The sequence below is a fragment of the Streptomyces sp. 2131.1 genome (assembly GCF_900105515.1).
Taxonomy (GTDB): domain Bacteria; phylum Actinomycetota; class Actinomycetes; order Streptomycetales; family Streptomycetaceae; genus Streptomyces; species Streptomyces drozdowiczii.
Map to the genome: position 1 here is coordinate 5,233,735 of NZ_FNSY01000001.1, position 23,311 is coordinate 5,257,045.

A 23,311-nucleotide genomic window follows, 5' to 3' on the forward strand; every position below is an offset into this window, starting at 1 on the left:
TCACACGAAAGGGGCTCAGGCGCCCACGGAGAGCCTCGTACGCAGCAGGGCGGCCAGGGAGTCGGCGAACTCCACCGGCTCGACCGGCAGCGTCACCGCGGCGTCCGCGCGGCTCCAGGTGGCCAGCCAGGCGTCCTGAGGGCGTCCGATGAGGACCAGCACGGGCGGGCAGCGGAAGATCTCGTCCTTGATCTGCCGGCAGACGCCCATACCGCCCGCCGGGGCCGTCTCGCCGTCCAGCACGCAGACGTCGATTCCCCCGCGCTCCAGGGCCTCCAGGACGGCCGGCAGGGTGGCGCACTCCAGGAACTCCACCGGCGGCACGTCCGCCGCGGGCCTGCGCCCTGCTGCCAGCCTCACCTGCTCACGGGTGTGCGCGTTGTCGCTGTAGACCAGGACCGTGGCGGTCGGCTGCATGGTTCCTCCGTGACATCCGTGTCTTCGGGGCACTCGGGGCCCCCGGGGTACGAGAGCCGTCCGATGCGCGGATCGTACTCCGCCCGACTGCCTGTCAGCACCGGTTCGTGCCGTGCGTCCATGGGCCGTTCGGGCAGGACACACCCCTCTGACACACCGAACGGCACCCCCCGGAGTGAGGGCGGGATAAGCGACCGACATAATGTCGGTCGTGGCGACAGCAACGACAGTAGAAACCGGGCACGCGCACCCGTCGGTCAATCGACCGAACCTCACCAGCGTCGGAACCATCATCTGGTTGAGTTCCGAGCTGATGTTCTTCGCGGCCCTCTTCGCGATGTACTTCACCCTGCGATCGGTGACCGGACCCGAACACTGGAAGGAAATGGCGTCCGCCCTGAACTTCCCGTTCTCGGCGACGAACACCACGATCCTGGTGCTCTCCTCACTCACCTGCCAGCTCGGCGTCTTCGCCGCGGAGCGGGGCGATGTGAAGAAGCTCCGTGCCTGGTTCGTGATCACTTTCGTGATGGGTTCGATCTTCATCGGAGGCCAGGTCTTCGAGTACACCGAGCTGGTGAAGAAGGACGGCCTCTCGCTGTCCTCCGACCCGTACGGCTCGGTGTTCTACCTGACCACCGGCTTCCACGGTCTGCATGTGACAGGCGGTCTCATCGCCTTCCTGCTCGTCCTGGGCAGGACATACGCGGCCAAGAGGTTCACCCATGAACAGGCGACCGCTGCCATCGTCGTGTCCTATTACTGGCACTTCGTCGATGTCGTGTGGATCGGCCTCTTCGCCACGATCTACATGATCAAGTAACCGGGCCCGAGCCCGAACCACATCCAGCATCGACGCAGAAGATCCTGACACCGGGGTAATCCGTGAAAAAGCTCTCCGCACGACGACGCCATCCGTTGGCGGCGGTCGTCGTACTACTCCTCGCGCTGGCGGCCACCGGGGGGCTGTACGCCGCGTTTGCGCCCGCGAGTAAGGCACAGGCCGACGACACCGCCCAGTCCCTCGCCATCGACGAGGGCAAGAAGCTGTACTCCGTCGGTTGCGCCAGCTGCCACGGAACCGGCGGTCAGGGCACCACCGACGGGCCCCAGCTTGTCGGCGTGGGCTCCGCCGCCGTGGACTTCCAGGTCGGTACCGGCCGCATGCCCGCGCAGCAGCCGGGCGCCCAGGTACCGAAGAAGAAGGTCATCTACAGCCAGGCCGAGATCGACCAGCTCGCGGCCTACGTCGCGTCGCTCGGCGCCGGTCCGGTCGTCCCGACCAAGAGCCAGGTCAGCCCCGAGGGTGCGGACATCGCCAAGGGTGGCGACCTGTTCCGTACCAACTGCGCGCAGTGCCACAACTTCACCGGCAAGGGTGGCGCACTGACGAACGGCAAGTACGCGCCCGACCTGGACGGCGTGAGCGAGAAGCACATCTACGAGGCCATGCTGACCGGCCCGCAGAGCATGCCGTCCTTCCCGGACTCGACGATGCCCGAGAAGCAGAAGCGGGACATCATCGCCTACGTCAAGACCGTGAACGGCTCCGAAGCCGAGTCGCCCGGCGGCCTCAGCCTCGGCGGCCTCGGTCCGGTCAGCGAGGGCCTGTTCGGCTGGATCTTCGGCCTGGGCGGTCTGATCGCAGTTGCCATTTGGGTCGCGGCCCACACCGCTAAGGCCAAGAAGTCATGAGTAGCCAAGAGATTCCAGAAGAGAACCTGCCCGAAGAGCAGGGCGCCGCGCACGACGCGGTGGACAAGGCGCACGCCGACCCGTTCGCCGACCCGGGGCTGCCGGCCCACAAGCCGCGCATCCAGGACCTGGACGAGCGGGCCGCGAAGCGCTCCGAGCGCACCGTCGCGACCATGTTCCTGTTGTCCATGCTGGCGACGGTGGGCTTCATCGCCTCCTACGTCATCTTCCCGGTCGACAAGATCGTCTTCATCTTCCCGTTCGGTCATGTGAGTGCGCTCAACTTCTCCCTGGGGCTGACCCTGGGTCTCGCGCTCTTCCTGATCGGCGCGGGCGCCGTCCACTGGGCGCGCACCCTGATGTCCGACGTCGAGGTCGCCGACGAGCGGCACCCGATCGAGGCGACGCCCGAGGTCAAGGCCAAGGTTCTGGCCGACTTCGCGGACGGTGCCCGCGAGTCCGCGCTCGGCCGTCGCAAGCTGATCCGCAACACCATGTTCGGCGCGCTGGCCCTGGTGCCGCTCTCCGGTGTGGTGCTGCTGCGCGACCTGGGTCCGCTGCCGGAGAAGAAGCTCCGCAAGACCCTGTGGGCCAAGGGCAAGCAGCTCGTCAACATGAACACGATGGAGCCGCTGCGTCCCGAGGACGTCGTCGTCGGTTCGCTGACCTTCGCCATGCCCGAGGGCCTGGAGGAGCACGACGAGGACTTCCAGACCCAGATCGCCAAGGCCGCCCTGATGATCATCCGCATCGAGCCGGACGACATCAAGGACAAGCGCGAGCGCGAGTGGGCCCACGAGGGCATCGTGGCCTTCTCGAAGATCTGCACGCACGTCGGCTGCCCGATCAGCCTGTACGAGCAGCAGACGCACCACGTGCTCTGCCCGTGCCACCAGTCCACCTTCGACCTCTCCGACGGCGCCCGCGTCATCTTCGGTCCGGCCGGTCACTCCCTCCCGCAGCTGCGGATCGGCGTGAACAGCGAGGGCAACCTCGAGGCGCTCGGTGACTTCGAAGAGCCCGTCGGTCCTGCATTCTGGGAGCGCGGATGAGTACTGCGACGAACACACCCGGCGCGGCCGCGCCGGGCAACCGCAAGGCGCCCGCCGGTGAGCGGGTGGCCGACTGGGCGGACGGCCGGCTGGGGATCTACTCCCTCGCCAAGTCGAACATGCGCAAGATCTTCCCGGACCACTGGTCCTTCATGCTCGGTGAGATCTGCCTCTACAGCTTCATCATCATCATCCTCACGGGTGTGTACCTGACGCTGTTCTTCCACCCGAGCATGAACGAGGTCGTGTACCACGGCCCGTACGAGCCGATGCAGGGCATCCGGATGTCCGAGGCGTACGCGTCGACGCTGGACATCAGCTTCGACGTCCGCGGTGGTCTGCTGGTCCGGCAGATCCACCACTGGGCCGCGGTCATCTTCCTGGCCGGCATGTTCGTGCACATGTTCCGGGTGTTCTTCACCGGTGCGTACCGCAAGCCGCGCGAGATCAACTGGCTGTTCGGCTTCCTGCTGTTCGTCCTCGGCATGTTCACCGGCTTCACCGGTTACTCGCTGCCGGACGACCTGCTCTCCGGTACGGGTGTCCGCTTCACCCAGGGCGCGATCCTGTCGATGCCCGTCGTCGGTACGTACATCTCGATGTTCCTGTTCGGCGGGGAGTTCCCCGGCGGCGACATCATCGCGAGGTTCTACTCGATCCACATCCTGCTGCTGCCGGGCATCATGCTCGGGCTCGTGGTCGGCCACCTGATCCTGGTCTTCTACCACAAGCACACCCAGTTCGCGGGTCCGGGCAAGACGAACAACAACGTCGTCGGCATGCCGCTGCTGCCGGTGTACATGGCGAAGGCCGGCGGGTTCTTCTTCCTGGTCTTCGGCTTCATCGCCATCATCGCGGCGATCGCCTCGATCAACCCGATCTGGGCGCTCGGCCCGTACCGTCCCGACCAGGTGTCCACGGGCGCCCAGCCGGACTGGTACATGGGCTTCGCCGAAGGCTTCGTCCGTGTGATGCCCGGATGGGAGATCAACCTGTGGGGCCACACGCTGGTCCTCGGTGTGCTCATCCCGCTGGTCCTGTTCGGTGTGATCCTCGGCCTCCTGGCGCTCTGGCCGTTCATCGAGTCGTGGATCACCGGGGACAAGCGCGAGCACCACATCCTGGACAAGCCGCGCAACGCGCCGACCCGGACGGCGCTCGGTGTCGCCTGGGTGACGATCTACTTCGTCATGCTGATCGGTGGCGGCAACGACATCTGGGCGACGCACTTCAGCCTCTCGCTCAACTCGATCAGCTGGTTCGTCCGCGTCGCCTTCTTCGTGGGCCCGGTCGTGGCGTTCGTCGTCACCCGCCGGATCTGCCTCGGCCTCCAGCGCCGCGACAAGGAGAAGGTGCTGCACGGCCGCGAGTCGGGTCTCATCAAGCGCCTGCCGCACGGTGAGTTCGTCGAGGTCCACGAGCCGCTCTCGCCGGAGATGCTGCACACGCTCACCGCGCACGAGCAGTACAAGCCGCTCGAGATCGGCCCGACGGTCGACGAGAACGGCGTGGAGCGCAAGGTCTCCAGGATCACCAAGGTCCGGGCACGGCTCAGCAAGGGTCTGTACGGCGAGAGCAGCCAGATCCCCAAGCCCACCGCCGAGGAGTACAAGGAGATCACCAGCGGCCACGGCCACCACTGATCACCCGTTCTGATCGCCACGGCGAGAGCCCCGTCCATTCGCTGGACGGGGCTCTTTGCCGTTCCGGGGGCTCGATAGGGTGGTGCCGATCCCTTATCGGCTGTGGACCCCAGGAGCGGACCATGAACGTTGTGACCCCGGACGGCGGCGACAGCGTGGCGGCCTTCTCCTGGCCCGGCGTGCTGACCCCCCTGATGCGCGGCGAGGACCTGAGCGCCGACGCCACCGCCTGGGCCATGGACCGCATCATGAGCGGCGAGGCGACCGACGTGCAGATCGCCGGGTTCGCGGTCGCCCTGCGCGCCAAGGGCGAGACGGTCACCGAGGTCTCCGGCCTGGTCCGCGCGATGTACGAGCACGCCACGACCATCGAGGTGCCCGGCCGTACCGTCGACATCGTCGGCACCGGCGGCGACATGGCGAAGACCGTCAACATCTCGACCATGTCCGCGATCGTCGTCGCCGGCACAGGCGCCAAGGTCGTCAAGCACGGCAGCCGCGCCTCCTCGTCGGCGAGCGGCTCCTCCGACGTCCTCGGGAAGCTCGGCGTCAACCTGGAGCTCTCCCCGCAGCGCGTGGTCCAGGTCGCCGAGGAGGCGGGCATCACCTTCTGCTTCGCGGTGAAGTTCCACCCCGCCCTGCGCCACGCGGCCAAGGCGCGCGGTGAGCTGGGCGCACCGACCACGTTCAACATCCTCGGCCCGCTCACCAACCCGGCCAAGGTGCGCTCCCAGGCGATCGGGGTGGCCGACCTGCGGATGGCCCCCATCGTCGCCGGTGTCCTTGCCGAGCGCGGCAACTCCGCCCTCGTCTTCCGCGGCGACGACGGCCTGGACGAGCTGACCACCACGGCGACCTCGCGGGTATGGGTGGCCCGGGACGGCGTGGTGCGCGAGGAGTCCTTCGACCCGCGCGACGTCGGCATCGACCTGGTCCCGGTGGAGGCGCTGCGCGGGGCCGACGCCTCGTACAACGCCGATGTGGCACGTCGGCTGCTGGCGGGGGAGACCGGGCCCGTACGGGACGCGGTGCTGCTCAACTCGGCGGCGGCGCTGGTGGCGCTGGACCCGGGCGAGGGCCCGCTCGCCGAGCAGATCCGGGCCGGTATGGCGAAGGCCGCCGAGTCCATCGACTCCGGGGCGGCCGGGCGCGCGCTGGAGAGATGGGTCGTCGCCAGCAACGCGTGAGCGTACGGAAGTGAGGCGGGGCGCAGTCCGAATCCTGGACTGCGCCTTGCGCGTTCCCGTACGTATGGCAGGATGCTGGGCAGGTCATGAGTGACAGCGACTACGGCCCCGGCCCGCTGTCCGGCAACCCTCCGTCCGTGGCGGGGTGCCCCGGGTGAAGACCAGGCCGCAGGCAGCGAGGTCTGCGGCAAGCGCGGACCCCTCGACGTCGCGTGACGTCCACCCGTGGGGTCCTTGGTCCTCAGGGAGCCTCTTGTGAGCAAGCGAATGCGTTAGGGCCCGAGGCCCTTCTCCGCACACTCCTCTTCTCTTTCACTCCGTGCTGCCGTGTCCGCATCTGTGTCGGCGCGCGGAATTCGCCTGCCTCTCACGGGAGTTCGCCATGTCTGTCTTCACCGCTGCCGCCGACCGGTCCCTTTGTGCCCCTCTGCCGGTTCTGGGGGAGGATGTCCTCGTCCCGCTGGTCACCGGTGGCGAGGTCGGCTACGCGGCGCTGGACTACGCGGCGAGCGCCCCGGCCCTGAAGCGGGTGTGGGACGACGTGGCCGCGTACGCCCCGTACTACGGCAGCGTGCACCGCGGCGCCGGGTACCTCTCGCAGCTGTCCACGGACCTGTTCGAGTCCAGCCGGGCCACGGTGGCGGAGTTCCTGGGGTGCCGCCCCGAGGACCAGGTGGTCTTCACCCGGTCCACCACCGACTCGCTGAACCTGCTGGCCGCCGCACTGCCCGCCGACTGCCAGGTCTTCGTCTTCGAGACCGAGCACCACGCCTCGCTGCTGCCCTGGCGCGACGCCCGGGTGACCTACCTGAACGCCCCGCGCACCCCCGCCCAGGCCGTCGCCACGCTGGAGGCGGCCCTCGCCGGGCGTGAGCCCCACGGCCCCGCCCTGGTCTGCGTCACCGGCGCCTCCAACGTGACCGGCGAGCTGTGGCCGGTCCGGGAGCTGGCCGCCGCCGCGCACGCCCACGGCGCCCGGATCGTCCTGGACGCCGCCCAGCTCGCCCCGCACCACCCCGTCGACATCACCGAGCTGGACGTGGACTGGGTCGCCTTCTCCGGGCACAAGCTGTACGCCCCGTTCGGCTCGGGCGTCCTGGCCGGCCGGGCCGACTGGCTGCGCGAGGCCGAGCCCTACCTGGCCGGCGGCGGCGCGTCGCGCAAGGTGGCCCGGCGCACGGACGGCGGCGTGGACGTCGAGTGGCACACCACCGCCGCCCGCCACGAGGCCGGTTCGCCCAACGTGATCGGCGTCTACTCCATCGCCTCCGCCTGCAAGGCGCTCACCGAGGCCGGCTTCGACCGGCTGGTCGCCCGCGAGCAGCACCTCGTCGCCGAGGTCCTGTCCGGGCTGGCCGAGGTCCCCGAGGTGAAGGTGCTGTCGCTGTTCGGCGACGACGCCCCGAGGGTCGGCGTCATCTCCTTCGTGGTGGAGGGCTGGAACAGCTCCCACTTCGCCGCCGCCCTGTCCGCCGAGTACGGGATCGGGGTCCGCGACGGCCTCTTCTGCGCCCACCCGCTCGTGCGCACCCTGCTCGGCAGCGACCCGGGCGAGGCCGGCGAGTGCGGTGCGCCGGAGGCGGAGCCGGGGGAGCGGTCGCTGAACGCGATCCGCGTCAGCTTCGGCGCCGGGACGCCGGACGAGCATGTCGAGCGCTTCCTGCGTGCGGTCCGCGAGCTGGTGAGCGACGGGGCGCGCTGGAAGTACCGCACCGAGGACGGCCGTTGCGTGCCGGACCGGGGCGCCGCCGCCCAGGCCTGAGAACGGCCGGGGCGGGCCGGCCGGGTACGGGGTCCGTACCCGGCTTCCGGGCGTACGCCGTTACGCGTCCAGGCCGATGGAGAACGCGGCCTCCAGGTCGTGCTGCGAGTACGTACGGAAGGCGACATGGGTGTCGGTTCCCTCGACACCGGGGATCTTGCTGATCCGGCCGGGGATGACCTCGGCGAGATCGTCGTGCCTGGACACCCGGACCATGGCGATCAGGTCGTAGGTACCGGTGACCGAGAAGACCTCGCTGACGCTGTCCAGCGCGGCGATGGCCTCGGCGATCTCGGGAATCCGGTCCACGCTGGTCTTGATGAGCACGATCGCGGTGATCACGGCTGTGTTTCTCCCTCGGTGGCCGTGGCTGGAGACTTCACTCTAGCGTCACGCCTGTAGCGGCCCCAGGCGTAGAGGAAGCCGGTGGCGAAGCCCACCACGTGCGCCAGATAGGCCACCCCCGGGCCGCTCCCGGCGCCCCGGGCGGCCAGCCACTGGAGCACGAACCAGAAGATCAGCACCACCCAGGCGGGGAAGCGCAGCGGCAGGAACAGCAGGAACGGGAAGAGGCTGGTGACCCGGGCCCGGGGGAAGAGGTAGAGGAACGCCCCCAGCACCCCCGAGATCGCCCCCGACGCGCCGACCAGCGTCTGGTCGGACGCGGCGTGCGCGGCCGCGTATCCGAGCAGCGCGAGATAGCCGCAGCCGAGGTAGAAGAGGGCGAACTCCGTGTGCCCCATGCGCTCCTCGGCCATCGCGCCGAAGACGTACAGGAACAGTATGTTGCCCAGCAGATGCAGCCAGCTGCCGTGGACGAAGAGCGCGGTGAGCGGGGTGAGCAGGGCGTGCGCCGAGCCGTCCCACAGTTCGCTCGGGATGACGCCCCACCGCTCGAAGTAGCCGGCCTGGGCGGCGAGCAGGGCGTCCGCCCCGCCGCGCACCGGGACGAAGCCGGAGAGCGGGCTGATTACAAAGACCGCGCAGCACAGCGCGATGAGGGCGTATGTCACCGGCGGCCCGCCCGAAGTGGCCGCGCGCAGGATCCTGCCGGCCGCAGCCCGCCGATCGATCATGAACAGAGCATGACGCAAACGGAGCGAACGGGACAGAGCGCCTCGCCGTGCCGGGGTGACGCGCCGAGGCCGTAGGGTGACGGGTGGACATCCGCAGTTCGACGGCGCACCGCGAGATCCTTGTCCGGCAGCTCACGGCTCGACGAAAGAGGACGCACCGATGACGACGGTTCCCCAGCCGACCGACACGACCCGCTGGCGCTGCACGCTCTGCGGAAACCTCACGCGCTTCGACGTGACGCGCTCCTCCAAGGTCGTCGAGTACGTCCACCTCGACCTGGCCGGTGAGTCGAGCGTCGAGGAACGCGAGGTGGTCAGTGAGACCATCGAGTCGGTCCGTTGTCGTTGGTGCAACGCGGTGGACCAGATCGAACTTGTCGACAGGCCGGGTGCCGACTCCTGACGGGGCCGTGCGGAGACAACACATGAGGTGACGGATGGTGGAGCAGCCCGAGGGCGGCGCCGCGTCGGCCGACGGGGCCGACGACGCCGTGGAGGCGCTCGACCGCCCGCTGCCCGAAGGGGTACGGCGCCGGGTCGTCGCACTGGTCTCCGACGCGTTCGGCGGTCTCACGGTCAGCGAACTGCCCGCCCAGCTGCGGCAGTACGCCCGCTTCACCGCGTCCCGGCGGGCCAAGTTCGCAGGGAACGCCATGGCGGCCGCCCTCGCCAACGACGCGCAGTTCCGCCGCCGCATCGGCGACCGGCTCCGGGAGGCCCAGCCGGAGCTGGCGGCCGCCCTGGAGTCCGGTGCGCCGCCCGCCGCCGCCGATCCGGTGGACGTGGCGGCGGCGGCGTACGTGCTGCGGCCGGACGGCTGGGTGAAGCTGGTCGCCGCCGCCGGCGAGGAGGTCCAGCGGGCCGACGCCGAGCGGGTCGGCGAGGAGAGCCGGCGCGAGCTGGAACGGCTGCGCGAGGAACTCGCCCTGGCCCGCGCCCACACGAAGAGCGAGACCGAACGGCTCCGCGCCGAACTGGACGCCGCCCGCAAGGAGGCCGACTCCCTCCAGCGCAAGCTGCGCAGCGCGCTCAGCGAGGTCAAGCGCGGTGAGGCGGCGCTGCGCAGGGGCAGGGCCGAGACCGAGGCCGTACGCGCCGAGGCGGCCGCCCAGGTGTCCGCGGCGGAGAGCGAGACCCGGCGGCTGCGGGCGCGGCTCGGGGAGGCCGAGGCGTCCGTCGAGGCGAGCCGCAGGGCCTCCCGGGAGGGGCGCTCGGTCGAGGACATGCGGTTGCGGCTGCTGCTGGACACGGTGCTGGAGGCGGCCGGGGGACTGCGGCGCGAACTGGCGCTGCCGCCCTCGTCCATGCGGCCGGCGGACGGGGTGGACGCGGTGGAGCCCGGCAGGATGTCGCCCAAGGACATCGCGGCCAGGGCCCTTTCGGAGACCGATCCGGCGCTCCTCGACCAACTCCTGGCGCTGCCGCAGGCCCATCTGATCGTGGACGGCTACAACGTCACCAAGACCGGTTATCCGCAGATGCCGTTGGAGAAGCAGCGGCTGCGGCTCCTCGGCGGTCTCTCGTCGCTGGCGGCCCGCACGGGCGCCGAGATGACCTGTGTGTTCGACGGGGCGGAGCTGGCCGCGCCGGTGCTGCTCGCGCCGCCGCGCGGGGTACGGGTGCTCTTCAGCAAACCGGGGGTCACCGCCGACGAGCTGATCCGTCAACTGGCGCGCGCGGAACCGCCGGGGCGGCCCGTGGTGGTGGTCTCCACCGACCGCGAGGTGGCCGACGGAGTGGCGAAGGCGGGGGCCAGGCCCGTTGCGTCCGCCTTGCTCCTGAAGCGGCTTTCGCGGGTTTAGCGTCTCTTGTGGCGACTTCGTCCGAGATCATGGAACGGACCGTCAAGCCGCCGCTACACGCCGTGGGGTGAGGGTAAAGAAGTGCCGTGTGTGACGAGATTTTTCGTGTGAGGATTTGAACTGATCACAAGATGGTCACTAGGGTCGGGCCTCGAACCTTCGCGCGGTCGATCACCCATCCGGGGTGGCGGCGAAGGAACCGCCGAGTCCGTCACGTGTACGGAGCCGGGGATTTGTCTCCCCCCACAGATCCGGTAGGCGGCTCGAGGAAGAAGGAGCTCGCCTTCGTGGCGTCCCACCGTCGTCCCAAGCAGCCGAGCCGCACTCGTGTGACCGTGCTCACCGCGACCGCAGCAGCGGCCGTCGCCCTGTCCTCCCAGGCCGCCCACGCCGACCCCAAGCCGACCAAGAACGAGGTCAAGGCGAAGGTCGACAAGCTCTACCACGAGGCGGGAGCGGCCACCGAGCAGTACAACGGGGCCAAGGAGAAGCAGGAGAAGCTCGAGAAGCAGATCGGCGCGATCCAGGACAAGGTGGCCCGTGGTCAGGAGGAGCTCAACCAGCTCCGCTCCGGCCTCGGTTCCCTCGCCGCCGCGCAGTACCGCTCCGGAGGCATCGACCCCTCCGTGCAGCTGTTCCTCTCCTCCGACCCGGACAGCTTCCTCGACCAGGCATCTGCCCTCGATCAGCTGACGGCCAAGCAGGCCGAGGCGCTGTCGAAGGTCCAGGAGAAGCAGCGGGCCCTCGCGCAGCAGCGCAAGGAGGCCCAGGACAAGCTCGGCGACCTCGCCTCCGTCCGCAAGACGCTCGGTGAGAAGAAGAAGAAGCAGCAGGCCAAGCTCGCCGAGGCGCGGCAGCTGCTCAACACCCTCACCGCCGCCGAGCAGGCGAAGATCCGCCAGGACGAGGCCCGCGCCAGCCGCGCCGCGGGCACCCGGGTCGACCTCGGCAACGAGGCCCCCGCCTCCGGCCTCGGCGCCGCCGCTCTCAACGCCGCCGCCACCCGCCTGGGCAAGCCGTACGTCCCCTCGGCCACCGGCCCCAACTCCTTCGACTGCTCGGGCCTGACGATGTGGGCCTACGCACAGGCCGGCGCCAACATCACCCGCACCACGTACACCCAGGTCAACCAGGGCACCCGGATCGGGGTCGGCCAGCTCGCCCCCGGTGACCTGGTCTTCTTCAACGGCAACGAGCACGTGGGCCTCTACGCGGGCAACGGCCAGGTCCTGCACGCCCCGTACCCCGGCGCGTACGTCCGCTACGAGTCGATGAGCACCATCGGCAGCATCTACGCCGCCGTGCGCATCTGAACCGCGCCCGAACGGGCGAATTCCCGCGCCCCGTACTGACGGCCGCCCCGCCGGAGACCACAGGTCACCGGCGGGGCGTCACTGTGTGTGGCCCCCTGCGGTCCGGCGCGTCTTTGTTCCCTCCGTGATCACGCGGTTACTGTCTGCCTGCTGTGCGGCTCACGTACGTCGGTCCGCCCGTCCGGGCGGCAGGGGCCGCGCACGTCTGCGTACAGCGGAAGGGAGTGCGGCGTCCTGTGGGATCCCATCGCCGTTCCACACAGCCCGGAGCCGGTCGCGGTGCCCGGGCCACCGTCCTGACGGCGGCCGCGGCGACCGCGGCCGCGACGCTCGGCGCGGCCACCGCGAACGCCGAGCCGCACGACACCCCGAAGTCCGCCGGGGCCACCGTGGACCGCCTCTACGCCGAGGCGGAGCGCGCCACCGAGCAGTACAACAAGGCCGGTGAGGACGTGACCCGGCTGCGCGGCGAGGTGAGCCGGGCCCAGGACCGGGCCGCCCGGGGCCAGGAGCGCATCAACCGCATGCGCGAGGAGCTGGGGTCGGCGGCCCGGGCCGAGTACCGCGCCGGCGGCATCGACCCCTCGCTCGCCCTGCTGCTCACCTCCGACCCGGACAGCTACCTCGACCGGGCCGCCGCCGTCGGCATGGCCGACACCCACCGGGCCACCGCCCTCGCCCAGCTGCGCGGGGCCCAGCGGGCGCTCGCCCAGACCCGGGCCGAGGCCGCCCGCTCGCTGGCCGGCCTGGAGCACGGCCGGGAGGCCGTCGGCCGCCACAAGCGGACCGTGGAGAGCAAGCTCGCCCGGGCCAGGCAGCTGCTGAAGGCGATGCCCGGCGCCGAGCGGGCCGCGTACGCCCGTGCCTCGCGCGACGGCCGCGACCCCGGTGCGGGGCCTCTGGGCGACCTCCCGGCGGGCTCGTCCCGCGCGGTGGCCGCCGTCCTCGCCGCGCAGCGGGCGCTCGGCCTGCCGTACGTCTGGGGCGCGAACGGGCCCTCCGGGTTCGACTGCTCCGGGCTCATGCAGTGGGCCTGGGCCCAGGCAGGGGTGAGTCTGCCGCGCACCTCGCAGGCGCAGCGGTACGCGGGCCGCATGGTGCCGCTCTCCGAGGCCCGCCCCGGGGACCTCGTCGCCTACCGCGCGGACGCCAGTCACATCGCCATGTACGTGGGCAACGGCCAGGTCATCCACGCTCCGTACCCGGGCGCCCCGGTCCGCTACGACCCCGTGGGCATGATGCCCATCTCGTCGGTCACCCGCGTCTGACCCGGCGAACAGCCCGTACGCTCGTCATGTGGTCGAACGGGTGCGCATACGCGGCGGGCGGCGGCGGGCGGCGGGTGCCGTGCTCGCCGCGCTGCTGTGCGCCGCCGGCTGCTCGGCCCCGGCCGACGAGGCGCCCGACACCACCGCCCGCGACATCCGCGCCGTCCTGGACCGCCGCGCCGCCGCCGTGCTGCACCACGACGCGGCGGCCTACGCCGCCGTCGTCGACCCGGACGCCAAGGGACTGCGCGGCGCGCAGCGCCGGGAGATCGGCCGGCTCGCGGACGTGCCGCTCGGCTCCTGGTCGTACCGGCTGACCGACGTCTCGGCGCGCGGGAGCGATCGTGCGACCGCCGACGTCCGGCTCGGTTACCGGATCCGGGGCTACGACAGCGCCCCCGTCTCCGTCGACCGGGTCGTCGACCTGACCCGCGACCCGGCGGACGGCCGCTGGTACATCACCGCGGACCGGGCGGCTGACGGCAGCTCCCGCCAGCTGTGGGAGCAGGGCGACGTCGAGGTGGTGCGCGGCGAGCACAGCCTGGTCCTGGGCGTCGGCCGCTCGCGCGACGAGCTGGAGGCCGTCGCCGCCACGGCCGACGACGCGGTGCCCGCGGTCACCGCCGCCTGGCCCGAGCGGTGGGCCGGGCGCGTGGTCGTGCTGGTACCGGACAGCGTGAAGGAGATGGGCGAGCTGCTCGGGTCGCCCGCGTCGAACTACAAGGGCATAGCGGCCGTCACCACCGGCGAGACCGGCGGCTCCGGGAAGGCGCCCGCGGACCGGGTGATCGTCAACCCGGAGGCGTACACCCTGCTCGGCGACTTCGGGCAGCACGTCGTCCTCACCCACGAGACCACCCACGTGGCCACCCGCAAGCGCACCTCGTCGGCGACCCCGACCTGGCTCTCCGAGGGGTTCGCCGACTGGGCGGCCTACCGGGACCGGGACCGCACCGCCGACGAGATAGCCCCCGAGCTTGCCGACGCGGTCCGGGCCGGTGACGGGCCCGCCGCGCTGCCCGAGGACGAGGACTTCGCGTTCGCCGGGGAGGCGGGGGGCCTGGCGAAGGCGTACGAGGGCGGCTGGCTGGCCTGCGAGCTGATCGCGGACCACTGGGGCGAGGACAAGCTGTTCGCCTTCTACCGGGCCGTCGGCGGCCACCAGGGGCGCGACGGGGCCGTCGAGGACGCCCTGCACGAGGTGCTCGGCACCACCCCGCAGGACTTCACGGCGCGCTGGCGGGTGTATCTGCGGAACCGGCTCGACTGAGCGCGCGCGGTTCCTCGTCCTGTACGGGGGACGGGGCCGCCGTCTCCGGGGCCCGTACCGTGTCGCGCCACAGCCGGACGGCCGCCAGCACGGACGCGGCGACCAGCAGCCCGTTGCGCAGGAACATCAGCGTCAGCCCCTGCGCGTCGCTCGTCACCACGTGGACGAAGCCGATCGGGAACTCCAGCTGCGTCACACCCGTGGCCGCCACCACCAGCAGGGCCGGCCACATCATCCGGCTCGCGCGCAGCACCAGGCACACAGCGGCGAGCCCGACCAGCCACAGCATGTACTGCGGGCTGATCACCCGGCTCGTCGTGGTGAACAGCAGCACCGCCGTGAACGCCGCGTCCGACGCCGTGCTCGGCCCGAAGGTCCGCGCCCGCAGCCGCCACACCAGCAGCCAGCCGAACGCGATCACGCTCAGCCCCAGCGCCAGCGTGCTCACCAGACCAACCTGCGGGCCCAGGAACTCCAGCGAGCCGTAGTGCAGCTCCACCCGGCCCTCCCAGCCGAACTGCCGCCACACGTGGAAGACCAGCGCGCCCAGCGACTCGACCTCGGTGCCCCGGTCCCGCTGGAAGCCGAGGAACGCCAGCGCGCCCGGCGCCGCCGCCACGCACACCAGCAGCAGCCCGGCCGCCACCGCGGCGGCGGTCGTCCACGCCAGCCGGGTGCGCCGCCCGCGGGCCGTCCCGGCCAGCAGCAGCACCGGCCACACCTTCAGCAGCGCTCCGAACGCGGCCAGCGCCCCTAGCACCCGGGGATGCCGCAGCCCGGCCAGCAGCGCCGCCACCGCCACCGCGGTCACCATCACGTCGTAGCGGGCGTACGCGGTCGTGCCCAGCAGCGGCACGCCCGCCACCCACACCCACACCCCGGCCGTCCGGCGGCCCGGGCCGTCGCTCGCGCGCAGCAGCATCCCCAGCACCAGCGCGTCGCACAGGAACGCCAGGACGAAGAAGGCCGTGGCGTAGTCCAGGAACGGCAGCAGCGCCGGGGAGAGGATCGCGAGGGCCGCCACCGGCGGGTACTGCCAGGTGACGTCGGACTCCGGGTAGGTGCCGGAGCGCAGCACGTCGTACCAGCCGTGGTAGATCACCGACACGTCGCTCGTCACGTCGAGCCCCGGCGGGGTGACCACCTTGGTCACCCAGAGCAGCAGCACCGCCCTGGTGAGCGCCCACACCGCGAAGGCAGCCGGACGTGTGCCGCTGGAACCCGTCATGACCTGCCCTCACCCGTCGTGTACGCCGTACGAAACAGCCATGATGCCCGCCCGCCCTGTGCGCGGGCCATCAGGCACGGCCGCCGGGGCCCGGTACTGTCGGCGGCGATGGACAAGACCTTGATCGTGACCAACGACTTCCCGCCCCGTCCGGGAGGCATCCAGGCGTTCCTGCACAACATGGCGCTGCGGCTCGACCCCGACCGGGTCGTCGTCTACGCCTCCACCTGGAAGCGCGGGGCCGAGGGCGCGGCCGCCACCGCCGCCTTCGACGCCGAGCAGCCCTTCACCGTCGTCCGCGACCGTACGACGATGCTGCTGCCGACCCCGCGCGTGACCCGGCGCGCGGTGGAGCTGCTGCGCACCCACGGCTGCTCGTCCGTCTGGTTCGGCGCCGCCGCCCCGCTCGGCCTGATGGGCCCGGCGCTGCGCGAGGCGGGCGCCCGGCGGCTCGTCGCCACCACGCACGGCCACGAGGCGGGCTGGGCCCAGCTGCCCGCGTCCCGGCAGCTGCTGCGGCGGATCGGCGAGGGCACCGACACGCTGACCTACCTCGGCGAGTACACCCGTTCGCGGATCGCCGCCGCGCTCACCCCGGCCGCCGCCGGCCGCATGGTCCAGCTCCCCCCGGGCGTGGACGAGAAGACGTTCCATCCGGACTCGGGCGGCGACGCGGTCCGGGCCCGGCTCGGGCTCACCGAGCGGCCCGTGGTCGTCTGCGTGTCCCGGCTGGTGCCGCGCAAGGGCCAGGACACCCTGATCCTCGCGATGCCCGCGATCCTGGCCGAGCACCCGGACGCGGTCCTGCTGATCGTGGGCGGCGGGCCCTACGAGGACGACCTGCGCACGCTCGCCGCGCGCACCGGGGTGGCGGACTGCGTGCGGTTCACCGGTGCGGTGCCCTGGTCGGAGCTGCCCGCGCACTACGGGGCCGGCGACGTCTTCGCGATGCCGTGCCGGACCCGGCACGGCGGCCTCGACGTGGAGGGCCTGGGCATCGTCTACCTGGAGGCGTCCGCGACCGGGCTGCCGGTGGTGGCCGGCGACTCGGGCGGCGCCCCGGACGCGGTGCTGGACGGCGAGACCGGCTGGGTCGTGCGCGGCGGCGAGCCCGGGGACGCGGCGGAGCGGATCAACGCGCTGCTCGGCGACGCGGAGCTGCGGCGGCGCATGGGGGAGCGGGGCCGGGCCTGGGTCGAGGAGAAGTGGCGCTGGGACCTGCTCGCGGAGCGACTGCGCGAACTGCTCTGATACGCGTACGAGGGGGCCCGCACCACATCGGTGCGGGCCCCCTCGTACGCGTACGCCTCACGAGCGGTAGATCGACTCCACCTCGTCCGCGAAGTCCTTCGCCACCACGTTCCGCTTCAGCTTCAGCGAGGGCGTGATGTGGCCCGCCTCCTCGGTGAACTGGGCGCCCAGGATGCGGAACTTGCGGACGGACTCGGCCTTGGAGACCGCGGCGTTGCCGTCGTCGACCGCGCGCTGCACCTCGGCCAGCAGCTCCGGGTCCTCGCGCAGCGACAGGGCGGTGGAGCCCGCCGGCTTGCCGTGCTCCTCGGCCCAGCGGCCCAGGAACTCCTCGTCCAGGGTCACCAGCGCGCCCACGAACGGGCGCCCGTCGCCGACCACCATGCACTCGGCGACCAGGGCGTGGCCGCGGATGCGGTCCTCGATGACGGCGGGGGCGACGTTCTTGCCGCCGGCCGTGACGATGATCTCCTTCTTGCGGCCGGTGATCGCGAGGTAGCCGTCCTCGTCCAGGGTGCCGATGTCCCCGGTGTGGAACCAGCCGTCCGCCAGCGCCTCGGCCGTCGCCGCCTCGTTGTTCCAGTAGCCCGAGAACAGGTGCTCGCCGTGGAGCAGCACCTCGCCGTCGTCCGCGATGCGCACCACGGAGCCGGGCAGCGGCTGGCCGACCGTGCCGATCTTCTGCCGGTCCCACGGGTTGAAGGCGGTCGCCGCGCAGGACTCGGTCAGGCCGTAGCCCTCCAGGACGGTGAAGCCGATGCCGCGGTAGAAGTGGCCGAGGCGCTCGCCGAGCGGGGCGCCGCCGGAGATGGCGTGCTCGCCGCGCCCGCCGAGCACGGCGCGCAGCTTGCCGTAGACCAGGCGGTCGAAGACCTTGTGCCGGAACTTCAGGCCCAGCGACGGGCCCTGCGGGGTGCCCAGCGCGCGGCTGTAGGCGATCGCCGTGTTCGCGGCCTTGTCGAAGATCTTGCCCTTGCCGTCGGCCTGCGCCTTGGCGCGCGCCGCGTTGTAGACCTTCTCGAAGACGCGCGGCACGCCGAGGATCAGCGTCGGCCGGAACGAGGCCAGCTCGTCGGTGAGGTTCTTGATGTCCGGGACGCAGCCGAGCTTGATCGGGGCCATCACCGAGGCGACCTCGACCAGGCGCCCGAAGACGTGCGCGGCGGGCAGGAAGAGCAGGACGGAGCACTCGCCGGTGCGGAAGAGGGGCTTGAGGCGCTCCACCACGTTCCCGCACTCCGCGAAGAAGCTGCGGTGGGTCAGCACACAGCCCTTCGGGCGGCCCGTGGTGCCCGAGGTGTAGACGATGGTGGCCGGGTCGTCCGCCCGGGCAGCCGCGCTGCGCAGGTCCACGGTCTCCTCGGAGACCCCTTCGCCCCCGGTACGGAGTTCGTCGACGGCGCCCTTCTCGATCTGCCAGACGTGGCGCAGCTCGGGGAGCCGGTCGCGTACGGAGGCGACGGCGGCGGCGTGGACGTCGCTCTCCACCAGGACCGCGACGGCGCCGGAGTCACCGAGGATCCACTGCACCTGCTCGGGCGAGCTGGTCTCGTAGACCGGCACGGTGACCGCGCCCGCGCTCCAGATCGCGAAGTCCAGCAGCACCCACTCGTAGCGGGTGCGGGACATCAGGGCCACCCGGTCGCCGGGCTCGACGCCCGCGGCGATCAGGCCTTTGGCGGCCGACCGGACCTCGGCCAGGAACTGCGTGGCGGTGACGTCCGTCCAGACGCCCGCCACTTTGCGGCTCATCACCGCGACATCGGGATGCTGAGCGGCATTGCGGCGGATGAGATCCGTCAGGTTGCCGTCCGAGGGGACCTCGTACAGGGCCGGAAGGCTGAACTCGCGCAAGACTGCTGCTCCTCATCGGGCTCCGGTGCCACGGCTCTGTGTGACGCACCGGCGCGGTCCAAGATGGCGGGTGCTCAGTGGGGTGAGCACGACTGGACTGCCCGGACGTTACCCACCAGTACTCGGTTCCGGATAGGGGGTTCCGGCCAGATGTCTTATGCGTCACACATATCGGTCGTCCTTTCGCGCACAGTAGTCCACCCGCCCGCACCCCTCGAAATAACCGCAGGTCCAGGGCCTCTACCCAGGTGAGACCCCTCGTTCTAGGGTGGGTCTTCATGCGAGCAGGAGCGAACAGCCGGGGGGCCGCCGGCCGGCGCACCCGGGTCCACGTGGTCAGCGACGTGCACGGCAACACCGAGGCGCTGGTCCGCGCCGGGGACGGCGCCGACGCCCTGATCTGCCTCGGTGACCTGGTCCTCTTCCTCGACTACGCCGACCACTCGCGCGGCATCTTCCCCGATCTCTTCGGCACCGAGAACGCCGACCGGATCGTCGCCCTGCGCACCGCGCGCCGCTTCGAGGAGGCCCGCGACTTCGGCCGGGAGCTGTGGCAGGGCATGGACCGCAACGCCGCGATCACCGGCGCGGTCCGCAAGCAGTACGCCGAGATGTTCGCCGCGCTGCCCACCCCGACGTACGCCACCTACGGCAATGTCGACATCCCCGCCCTGTGGCCCGAGTACGCCGCCCCCGGCACCACCGTCCTGGACGGCGAGCGCGTCGAGATCGGCGGCCGCGTCTTCGGCTTCGTCGGCGGCGGCCTGCGTACGCCGATGCGCACCCCGTACGAGATCGACGACGAGGAGTACGCCGCCAAGATCGAGGCGATCGGCGAGGTCGACGTGCTCTGCACCCACATCCCGCCCGAGGTGCCCGATCTCGTCTACGACACCGTGGCGCGCCGCTTCGAGCGGGGCAGCCGGGCCCTGCTCGACGCCATCCGCCGCACCCGCCCCCGCTACTCGCTCTTCGGGCACGTCCACCAGCCGCTGGCCCGGCGGATGCGGATCGGCGCCACCGAGTGCGTGAACGTCGGCCACTTCGCCTCCACCGGCCGGCCCTGGGTGCTGGAGTGGTGAACCGCCCCACCCTGGGAGAGGCCGGCGGGCGCACGCGATAGCCTTCTGGCGGCAGGCCTCTGCCCATGAACCGGTACACCGCACTGGAGGGCCACAGCGATGGCTGAACACACCAGCTCGAGCATCACGATCGAGGCGGCGCCGGCCGACGTCATGGGTGTGATCGCCGACTTCGAGCGCTATCCGGAGTGGACCGGCGAGGTCAAGGAGGCCGAGGTCCTCGGCACCGACGAGCGCGGCCGCGCCGAGAAGGTCCGCCTCGTCCTGGACGCCGGCGCGATCAAGGACGACCACACCCTCGCCTACACCTGGATCGGCGACTACGAGGTCAGCTGGACCCTGGTCAAGTCGCAGATGCTCCGCGCCATCGACGGCTCCTACGCGCTCGCGCCGCTCGGCGACGGCGACCGCACCGAGGTCACCTACCGGCTGACCGTCGACGTCAAGATCCCGATGCTCGGCATGATCAAGCGCAAGGCGGAGAAGGTCATCATCGACCGCGCCCTCGCCGGCCTGAAGAAGCGCGTCGAATCCGTCCCGAAGGCCTGAGCGCGTGCGTACGGTCCTGGTCACCGGACCCGGCGGAGCCGGCCGTACCACCGTCGCCGCCGCCACGGCGCTGGCCTCGGCCCGCGACGGCGCCCGCGCCCTGCTGATCTCCGCCGACTCGGTACCCGGCTTCCCGGACGCCACCGGGCCCACCCCCGTCACCGGGGGCCTGTGGTCCGTCCGGATCGACTCCGGCGCCCACTTCCGCGATGAACTCCTCGCCCTCCAGCAGCAGTTGTCCGGCGTCCTCGACCTGCTCGGCGGCAACCCGCTGGACGGCGAGGAGCTGACCGAACTCCCCGGCAGCGCCGAACTCGCCCTGCTGCACGCGCTGCGCCGCGCCGCCCACGGCGACTGGGCCGACGGGGCGTACGACCTCCTCGTCGTCGACCTGCCGCCGCTGCGCGAGGCCCTCGCCCTGCTCGCCCTGCCGGAACAGCTGCGCCGCTACCTGCGCCGGCTGCTGCCCCGGGAACGCCAGGCCGCCCGCGCCCTGCGCCCGATGCTCGCCCAGCTGGCCGGCGTCCCCATGCCCGCCCAGTGGCTGTACGAGGCCGCCGCCCGGCGCGACGCCGAGCTGGCCCAGGTCCAGGCGCTCATCGAGGACCGCGCCACCACACTCCGGCTGGTCGCCGAGCCCGGACCGGCCTCCGACGACGCCCTGCGCACCGCCCGCACCGGACTCGCCCTGCACGGCCTGCGCACCGAGCCGCCGGTGGCCAACCGGGTGCTGCCCGGCCACTCGCCGGACCCCTTCTTCGCCGCGCTCGCCGCCCAGCAGGAGAAGGTCATCGCCCACTGGGACGCGGAGGGGCCTGGCCCGGTCCGCATCGCGCACCTCGGCCGTGACCCGCAGGGCCCCGCCGACCTCCTGGCCCTCGACGGCGGGGACGGGGCGCTGGCCGTGCCCGGCACCGCCGAGACGGCCGGCCGGGCCGCGGATCCCTGGTGGATCGAGGAGGCCGGCGGGCCGGAAGGCGACGGGATACTCGTCTGGTGCCTGAAGCTGCCCGGCGCCGTCAAGAAGGAACTTCAGCTCGTCCGGCGCGGCGGCGAACTCCTGCTGACCGTCGGCCCGTTCCACCGGATCGTGCCCCTGGAGCCCGTGCTGCGCCGCTGCACCGTCTCCGGCGCCGCGCTCACCGACGGCGTGCTCCGGGTCCGTTTCACGCCCGACCCGGAGCTCTGGCCCCGGACGAGCTGAACGGCGTACCACCGTTCGGGTAACGTCGAAGGTACGTGTCCGGTATGCCGGGCCGCCGGCCGCGATGTCCCAGGAGTCCGCCATGAGCGAAGCCACCGATCGTCCCGTCGACGACGACGCGTGGGCCGACGCGTGCGCCGAGGACCTCGCCGCCGAGCAGGCCCGCCGCCGCGCCGCCTACGGGCCGCCGCCCGGCTCCGCCGCCGAGGAGCTGCGCAAACTGGTGGACGCGGTCGCCGACAAGCTCGGCTCGTTCCAGGCGCCGCTCCTCGGGCTTGCCGCGCAGGGTGCCGTACAGCAGGTCATCCAGCAGGCCAAGGCGGCCGTGGAGCCCGTGATCGAGCGCAATCCGGACGTTTTCGAGCACATCGCGGCGGCCGGGAACGAACTGCTCGCCGCCTATCGCTCCGCCGTCCAGGGCCAGGAAGGCCGCTGGACCCGTGGGGCGGGCGACCCCGCGGGCACCGAAAACAAGGCGGAAGACCCCGAAGGCCCCCACGACGAGGGGTCCGGCGCCGGCGAACACATCGACCTGGACTGACCGGCGCCGACAGGGCGGGGCCCCGCCTCGGGTACGGTTGCCTCAGCGGGGCTCGACCGGAACTGAGGGATTCATGGGACTCACCATCGGCGTCGATATCGGCGGCACGAAGATCGCAGCTGGAGTGGTCGACGAAGAGGGCCACATCCTCTCGACCTTCAAGGTGCCGACCCCGCCGACGGCCGAAGGCATCGTGGACGCGATCGCGGCGGCGGTGTCCGGCGCAAGCGAGGGGCATCCCGTCGAGGCGGTCGGCATCGGCGCGGCCGGCTACGTCGACGACAAGCGGGCCACGGTGCTGTTCGCACCCAACATCAACTGGCGCCACGAGCCGCTCAAGGACAAGGTCGAGCAGCGCGTCGGCCTCCCCGTCGTCGTCGAGAACGACGCCAACGCGGCGGCCTGGGGCGAATACCGCTTCGGTGCCGGCCAGGGGCACGACGACGTCATCTGCATCACGCTGGGCACGGGCCTCGGCGGCGGCATCATCATCGGCAACAAGCTGCGCCGCGGACGCTTCGGCGTGGCCGCCGAGTTCGGCCACATCCGGGTCGTCCCGGACGGTCTGCTCTGCGGCTGCGGCAGCCAGGGCTGCTGGGAGCAGTACGCCTCCGGCCGCGCCCTCGTGCGGTACGCGAAGCAGCGTGCCAACGCCACCCCGGAGAACGCCCCGATCCTCCTGGGGCTCGGCGACGGCACCGTGGACGGCATCGAGGGCAAGCACATCAGCGAGGCCGCCCGCCAGGGCTGCCCGGTGGCCGTCGACTCGTTCCGCGAGCTGGCCCGCTGGGCCGGCGCCGGACTCGCCGACCTGGCCTCGCTGTTCGACCCGTCGGCCTTCATCGTCGGCGGCGGCGTCTCGGACGAGGGCGAGCTGGTCCTCGACCCGATCCGCAAGTCGTTCCGGCGCTGGCTGATCGGCGGCGAGTGGCGCCCGCACGCCCAGGTGCTCGCCGCCCAACTCGGCGGCAAGGCAGGGCTCGTGGGGGCCGCGGACCTGGCCCGTCAGGGCTGAGCCCACCGCATCACGGAAACATCGGACGCCCGTCGCGCCCCCTCGGGGAGCGGCGGGCGTCCGCACGAACGGCGGGCCGGGCGACACTTCGCGGACACGACC

At 71.7% G+C, this 23,311-nt stretch carries 22 protein-coding genes and 1 riboswitch; of the genes, 17 read left to right on the forward strand and 5 right to left on the reverse strand.

Features of this window, described 5'->3' with window-relative positions; all coding sequences use genetic code 11:
- Positions 1-15: 15 nt before the first annotated feature.
- Positions 16-417 (reverse strand): DNA-binding transcriptional response regulator, encoded by a 402-nt coding sequence (locus BLW14_RS23505; protein ID WP_018518621.1) that lies wholly within the window; start codon positions 415-417, stop codon positions 16-18.
- Between the two features lie 202 nt (positions 418-619).
- Here BLW14_RS23505 and BLW14_RS23510 point away from each other — a divergent pair, with 202 nt between their 5' ends.
- The 6 genes from BLW14_RS23510 (at position 620) to BLW14_RS23535 (ending at position 7,756) form a co-directional block, all read left to right on the forward strand.
- On the forward strand, positions 620-1,240 hold the full coding sequence (locus tag BLW14_RS23510) for an aa3-type cytochrome oxidase subunit III (protein WP_026171689.1): 621 nt from the start codon (positions 620-622) through the stop codon (positions 1,238-1,240).
- Positions 1,241-1,302: 62 nt separating this feature from the next.
- Positions 1,303-2,112: a cytochrome bc1 complex diheme cytochrome c subunit gene (locus BLW14_RS23515; RefSeq protein ID WP_026242726.1), complete on the forward strand. Its 810-nt coding sequence runs from the start codon at positions 1,303-1,305 to the stop codon at positions 2,110-2,112.
- On the forward strand, positions 2,109-3,164 hold the full coding sequence (locus tag BLW14_RS23520) for a cytochrome bc1 complex Rieske iron-sulfur subunit (protein WP_093709172.1): 1,056 nt from the start codon (positions 2,109-2,111) through the stop codon (positions 3,162-3,164). The genes BLW14_RS23515 and BLW14_RS23520 overlap by 4 nt, the downstream gene beginning before the upstream one ends.
- A complete protein-coding gene (locus BLW14_RS23525; RefSeq protein ID WP_093709173.1) occupies positions 3,161-4,807 on the forward strand; it encodes a cytochrome bc1 complex cytochrome b subunit in 1,647 nt (548 codons plus the stop codon). Before BLW14_RS23520 ends, BLW14_RS23525 begins: the two co-directional genes overlap by 4 nt.
- Before the next feature lie 122 nt (positions 4,808-4,929).
- The gene (trpD, locus tag BLW14_RS23530; RefSeq protein WP_093709174.1) at positions 4,930-5,994 is read left to right on the forward strand and encodes an anthranilate phosphoribosyltransferase; all 1,065 of its coding nucleotides are present in this window, start codon (positions 4,930-4,932) and stop codon (positions 5,992-5,994) included.
- Positions 5,995-6,076: 82 nt separating this feature from the next.
- Positions 6,077-6,194, forward strand: a riboswitch (SAM riboswitch).
- 182 nt (positions 6,195-6,376) lie between these two features.
- Positions 6,377-7,756, forward strand: a complete 1,380-nt coding sequence (locus BLW14_RS23535) for an aminotransferase class V-fold PLP-dependent enzyme (protein ID WP_093709175.1) — start codon at positions 6,377-6,379, stop codon at positions 7,754-7,756.
- A gap of 60 nt (positions 7,757-7,816) precedes the next feature.
- Here the strand turns inward: BLW14_RS23535 and BLW14_RS23540 are convergent, their stop codons facing one another.
- Both BLW14_RS23540 and BLW14_RS23545 read right to left on the reverse strand, forming a co-directional pair.
- Positions 7,817-8,098, reverse strand: a complete 282-nt coding sequence (locus BLW14_RS23540; RefSeq protein ID WP_018518627.1) for an Lrp/AsnC family transcriptional regulator — start codon at positions 8,096-8,098, stop codon at positions 7,817-7,819.
- Positions 8,095-8,832 (reverse strand): rhomboid family intramembrane serine protease, encoded by a 738-nt coding sequence (locus BLW14_RS23545; RefSeq protein ID WP_177154077.1) that lies wholly within the window; start codon positions 8,830-8,832, stop codon positions 8,095-8,097. The genes BLW14_RS23540 and BLW14_RS23545 overlap by 4 nt, the downstream gene beginning before the upstream one ends.
- 160 nt (positions 8,833-8,992) lie before the next feature.
- Between BLW14_RS23545 and BLW14_RS23550 the strand changes: the two genes are divergently transcribed.
- The 5 genes from BLW14_RS23550 (at position 8,993) to BLW14_RS23570 (ending at position 14,485) form a co-directional block, all read left to right on the forward strand.
- A complete protein-coding gene (locus BLW14_RS23550; RefSeq protein WP_018104398.1) occupies positions 8,993-9,235 on the forward strand; it encodes a hypothetical protein in 243 nt (80 codons plus the stop codon).
- Between the two features lie 37 nt (positions 9,236-9,272).
- On the forward strand, positions 9,273-10,634 hold the full coding sequence (locus tag BLW14_RS23555) for an NYN domain-containing protein (RefSeq protein ID WP_177154238.1): 1,362 nt from the start codon (positions 9,273-9,275) through the stop codon (positions 10,632-10,634).
- Between the two features lie 287 nt (positions 10,635-10,921).
- Entirely contained in the window at positions 10,922-11,947 is a 1,026-nt protein-coding gene (locus tag BLW14_RS23560) for a C40 family peptidase (protein ID WP_177154078.1), read from the forward strand.
- A 236-nt stretch (positions 11,948-12,183) separates the two neighbouring features.
- On the forward strand, positions 12,184-13,215 hold the full coding sequence (locus BLW14_RS23565; RefSeq protein ID WP_093709179.1) for a C40 family peptidase: 1,032 nt from the start codon (positions 12,184-12,186) through the stop codon (positions 13,213-13,215).
- Positions 13,216-13,243: 28 nt separating this feature from the next.
- A complete protein-coding gene (locus BLW14_RS23570; protein ID WP_093709180.1) occupies positions 13,244-14,485 on the forward strand; it encodes a hypothetical protein in 1,242 nt (413 codons plus the stop codon).
- Here BLW14_RS23570 and BLW14_RS23575 read toward each other — a convergent pair.
- Entirely contained in the window at positions 14,442-15,713 is a 1,272-nt protein-coding gene (locus tag BLW14_RS23575; protein WP_093709181.1) for a glycosyltransferase family 87 protein, read from the reverse strand. The genes BLW14_RS23570 and BLW14_RS23575 overlap by 44 nt on opposite strands.
- A 108-nt stretch (positions 15,714-15,821) precedes the next feature.
- On the opposite strand from BLW14_RS23575, the gene BLW14_RS23580 reads away from it, so the two are divergent.
- Positions 15,822-16,964 (forward strand): glycosyltransferase family 4 protein, encoded by a 1,143-nt coding sequence (locus tag BLW14_RS23580; RefSeq protein ID WP_093709182.1) that lies wholly within the window; start codon positions 15,822-15,824, stop codon positions 16,962-16,964.
- Between the two features lie 57 nt (positions 16,965-17,021).
- Here BLW14_RS23580 and BLW14_RS23585 read toward each other — a convergent pair whose 3' ends face one another.
- Positions 17,022-18,818, reverse strand: a complete 1,797-nt coding sequence (locus BLW14_RS23585; protein WP_093709183.1) for an AMP-dependent synthetase/ligase — start codon at positions 18,816-18,818, stop codon at positions 17,022-17,024.
- A 278-nt stretch (positions 18,819-19,096) separates the two neighbouring features.
- Between BLW14_RS23585 and BLW14_RS23590 the strand changes: the two genes are divergently transcribed.
- From BLW14_RS23590 to BLW14_RS23610, 5 genes are all read left to right on the forward strand, one after another.
- Complete coding sequence (locus BLW14_RS23590) at positions 19,097-19,900, forward strand: metallophosphoesterase family protein (protein ID WP_093709184.1); 804 nt, start codon at positions 19,097-19,099, stop codon at positions 19,898-19,900.
- 99 nt (positions 19,901-19,999) lie between these two features.
- Positions 20,000-20,449 (forward strand): SRPBCC family protein, encoded by a 450-nt coding sequence (locus BLW14_RS23595; RefSeq protein ID WP_093709185.1) that lies wholly within the window; start codon positions 20,000-20,002, stop codon positions 20,447-20,449.
- A 4-nt stretch (positions 20,450-20,453) separates the two neighbouring features.
- The gene (locus BLW14_RS23600) at positions 20,454-21,653 is read left to right on the forward strand and encodes an ArsA family ATPase (RefSeq protein ID WP_093709186.1); all 1,200 of its coding nucleotides are present in this window, start codon (positions 20,454-20,456) and stop codon (positions 21,651-21,653) included.
- An 82-nt stretch (positions 21,654-21,735) separates the two neighbouring features.
- Positions 21,736-22,194, forward strand: a complete 459-nt coding sequence (locus BLW14_RS23605; protein WP_093710830.1) for a DUF5304 domain-containing protein — start codon at positions 21,736-21,738, stop codon at positions 22,192-22,194.
- 73 nt (positions 22,195-22,267) lie between these two features.
- Positions 22,268-23,209, forward strand: a complete 942-nt coding sequence (locus BLW14_RS23610; RefSeq protein ID WP_093709187.1) for an ROK family glucokinase — start codon at positions 22,268-22,270, stop codon at positions 23,207-23,209.
- The last annotated feature ends 102 nt before the right edge of the window (positions 23,210-23,311 follow it).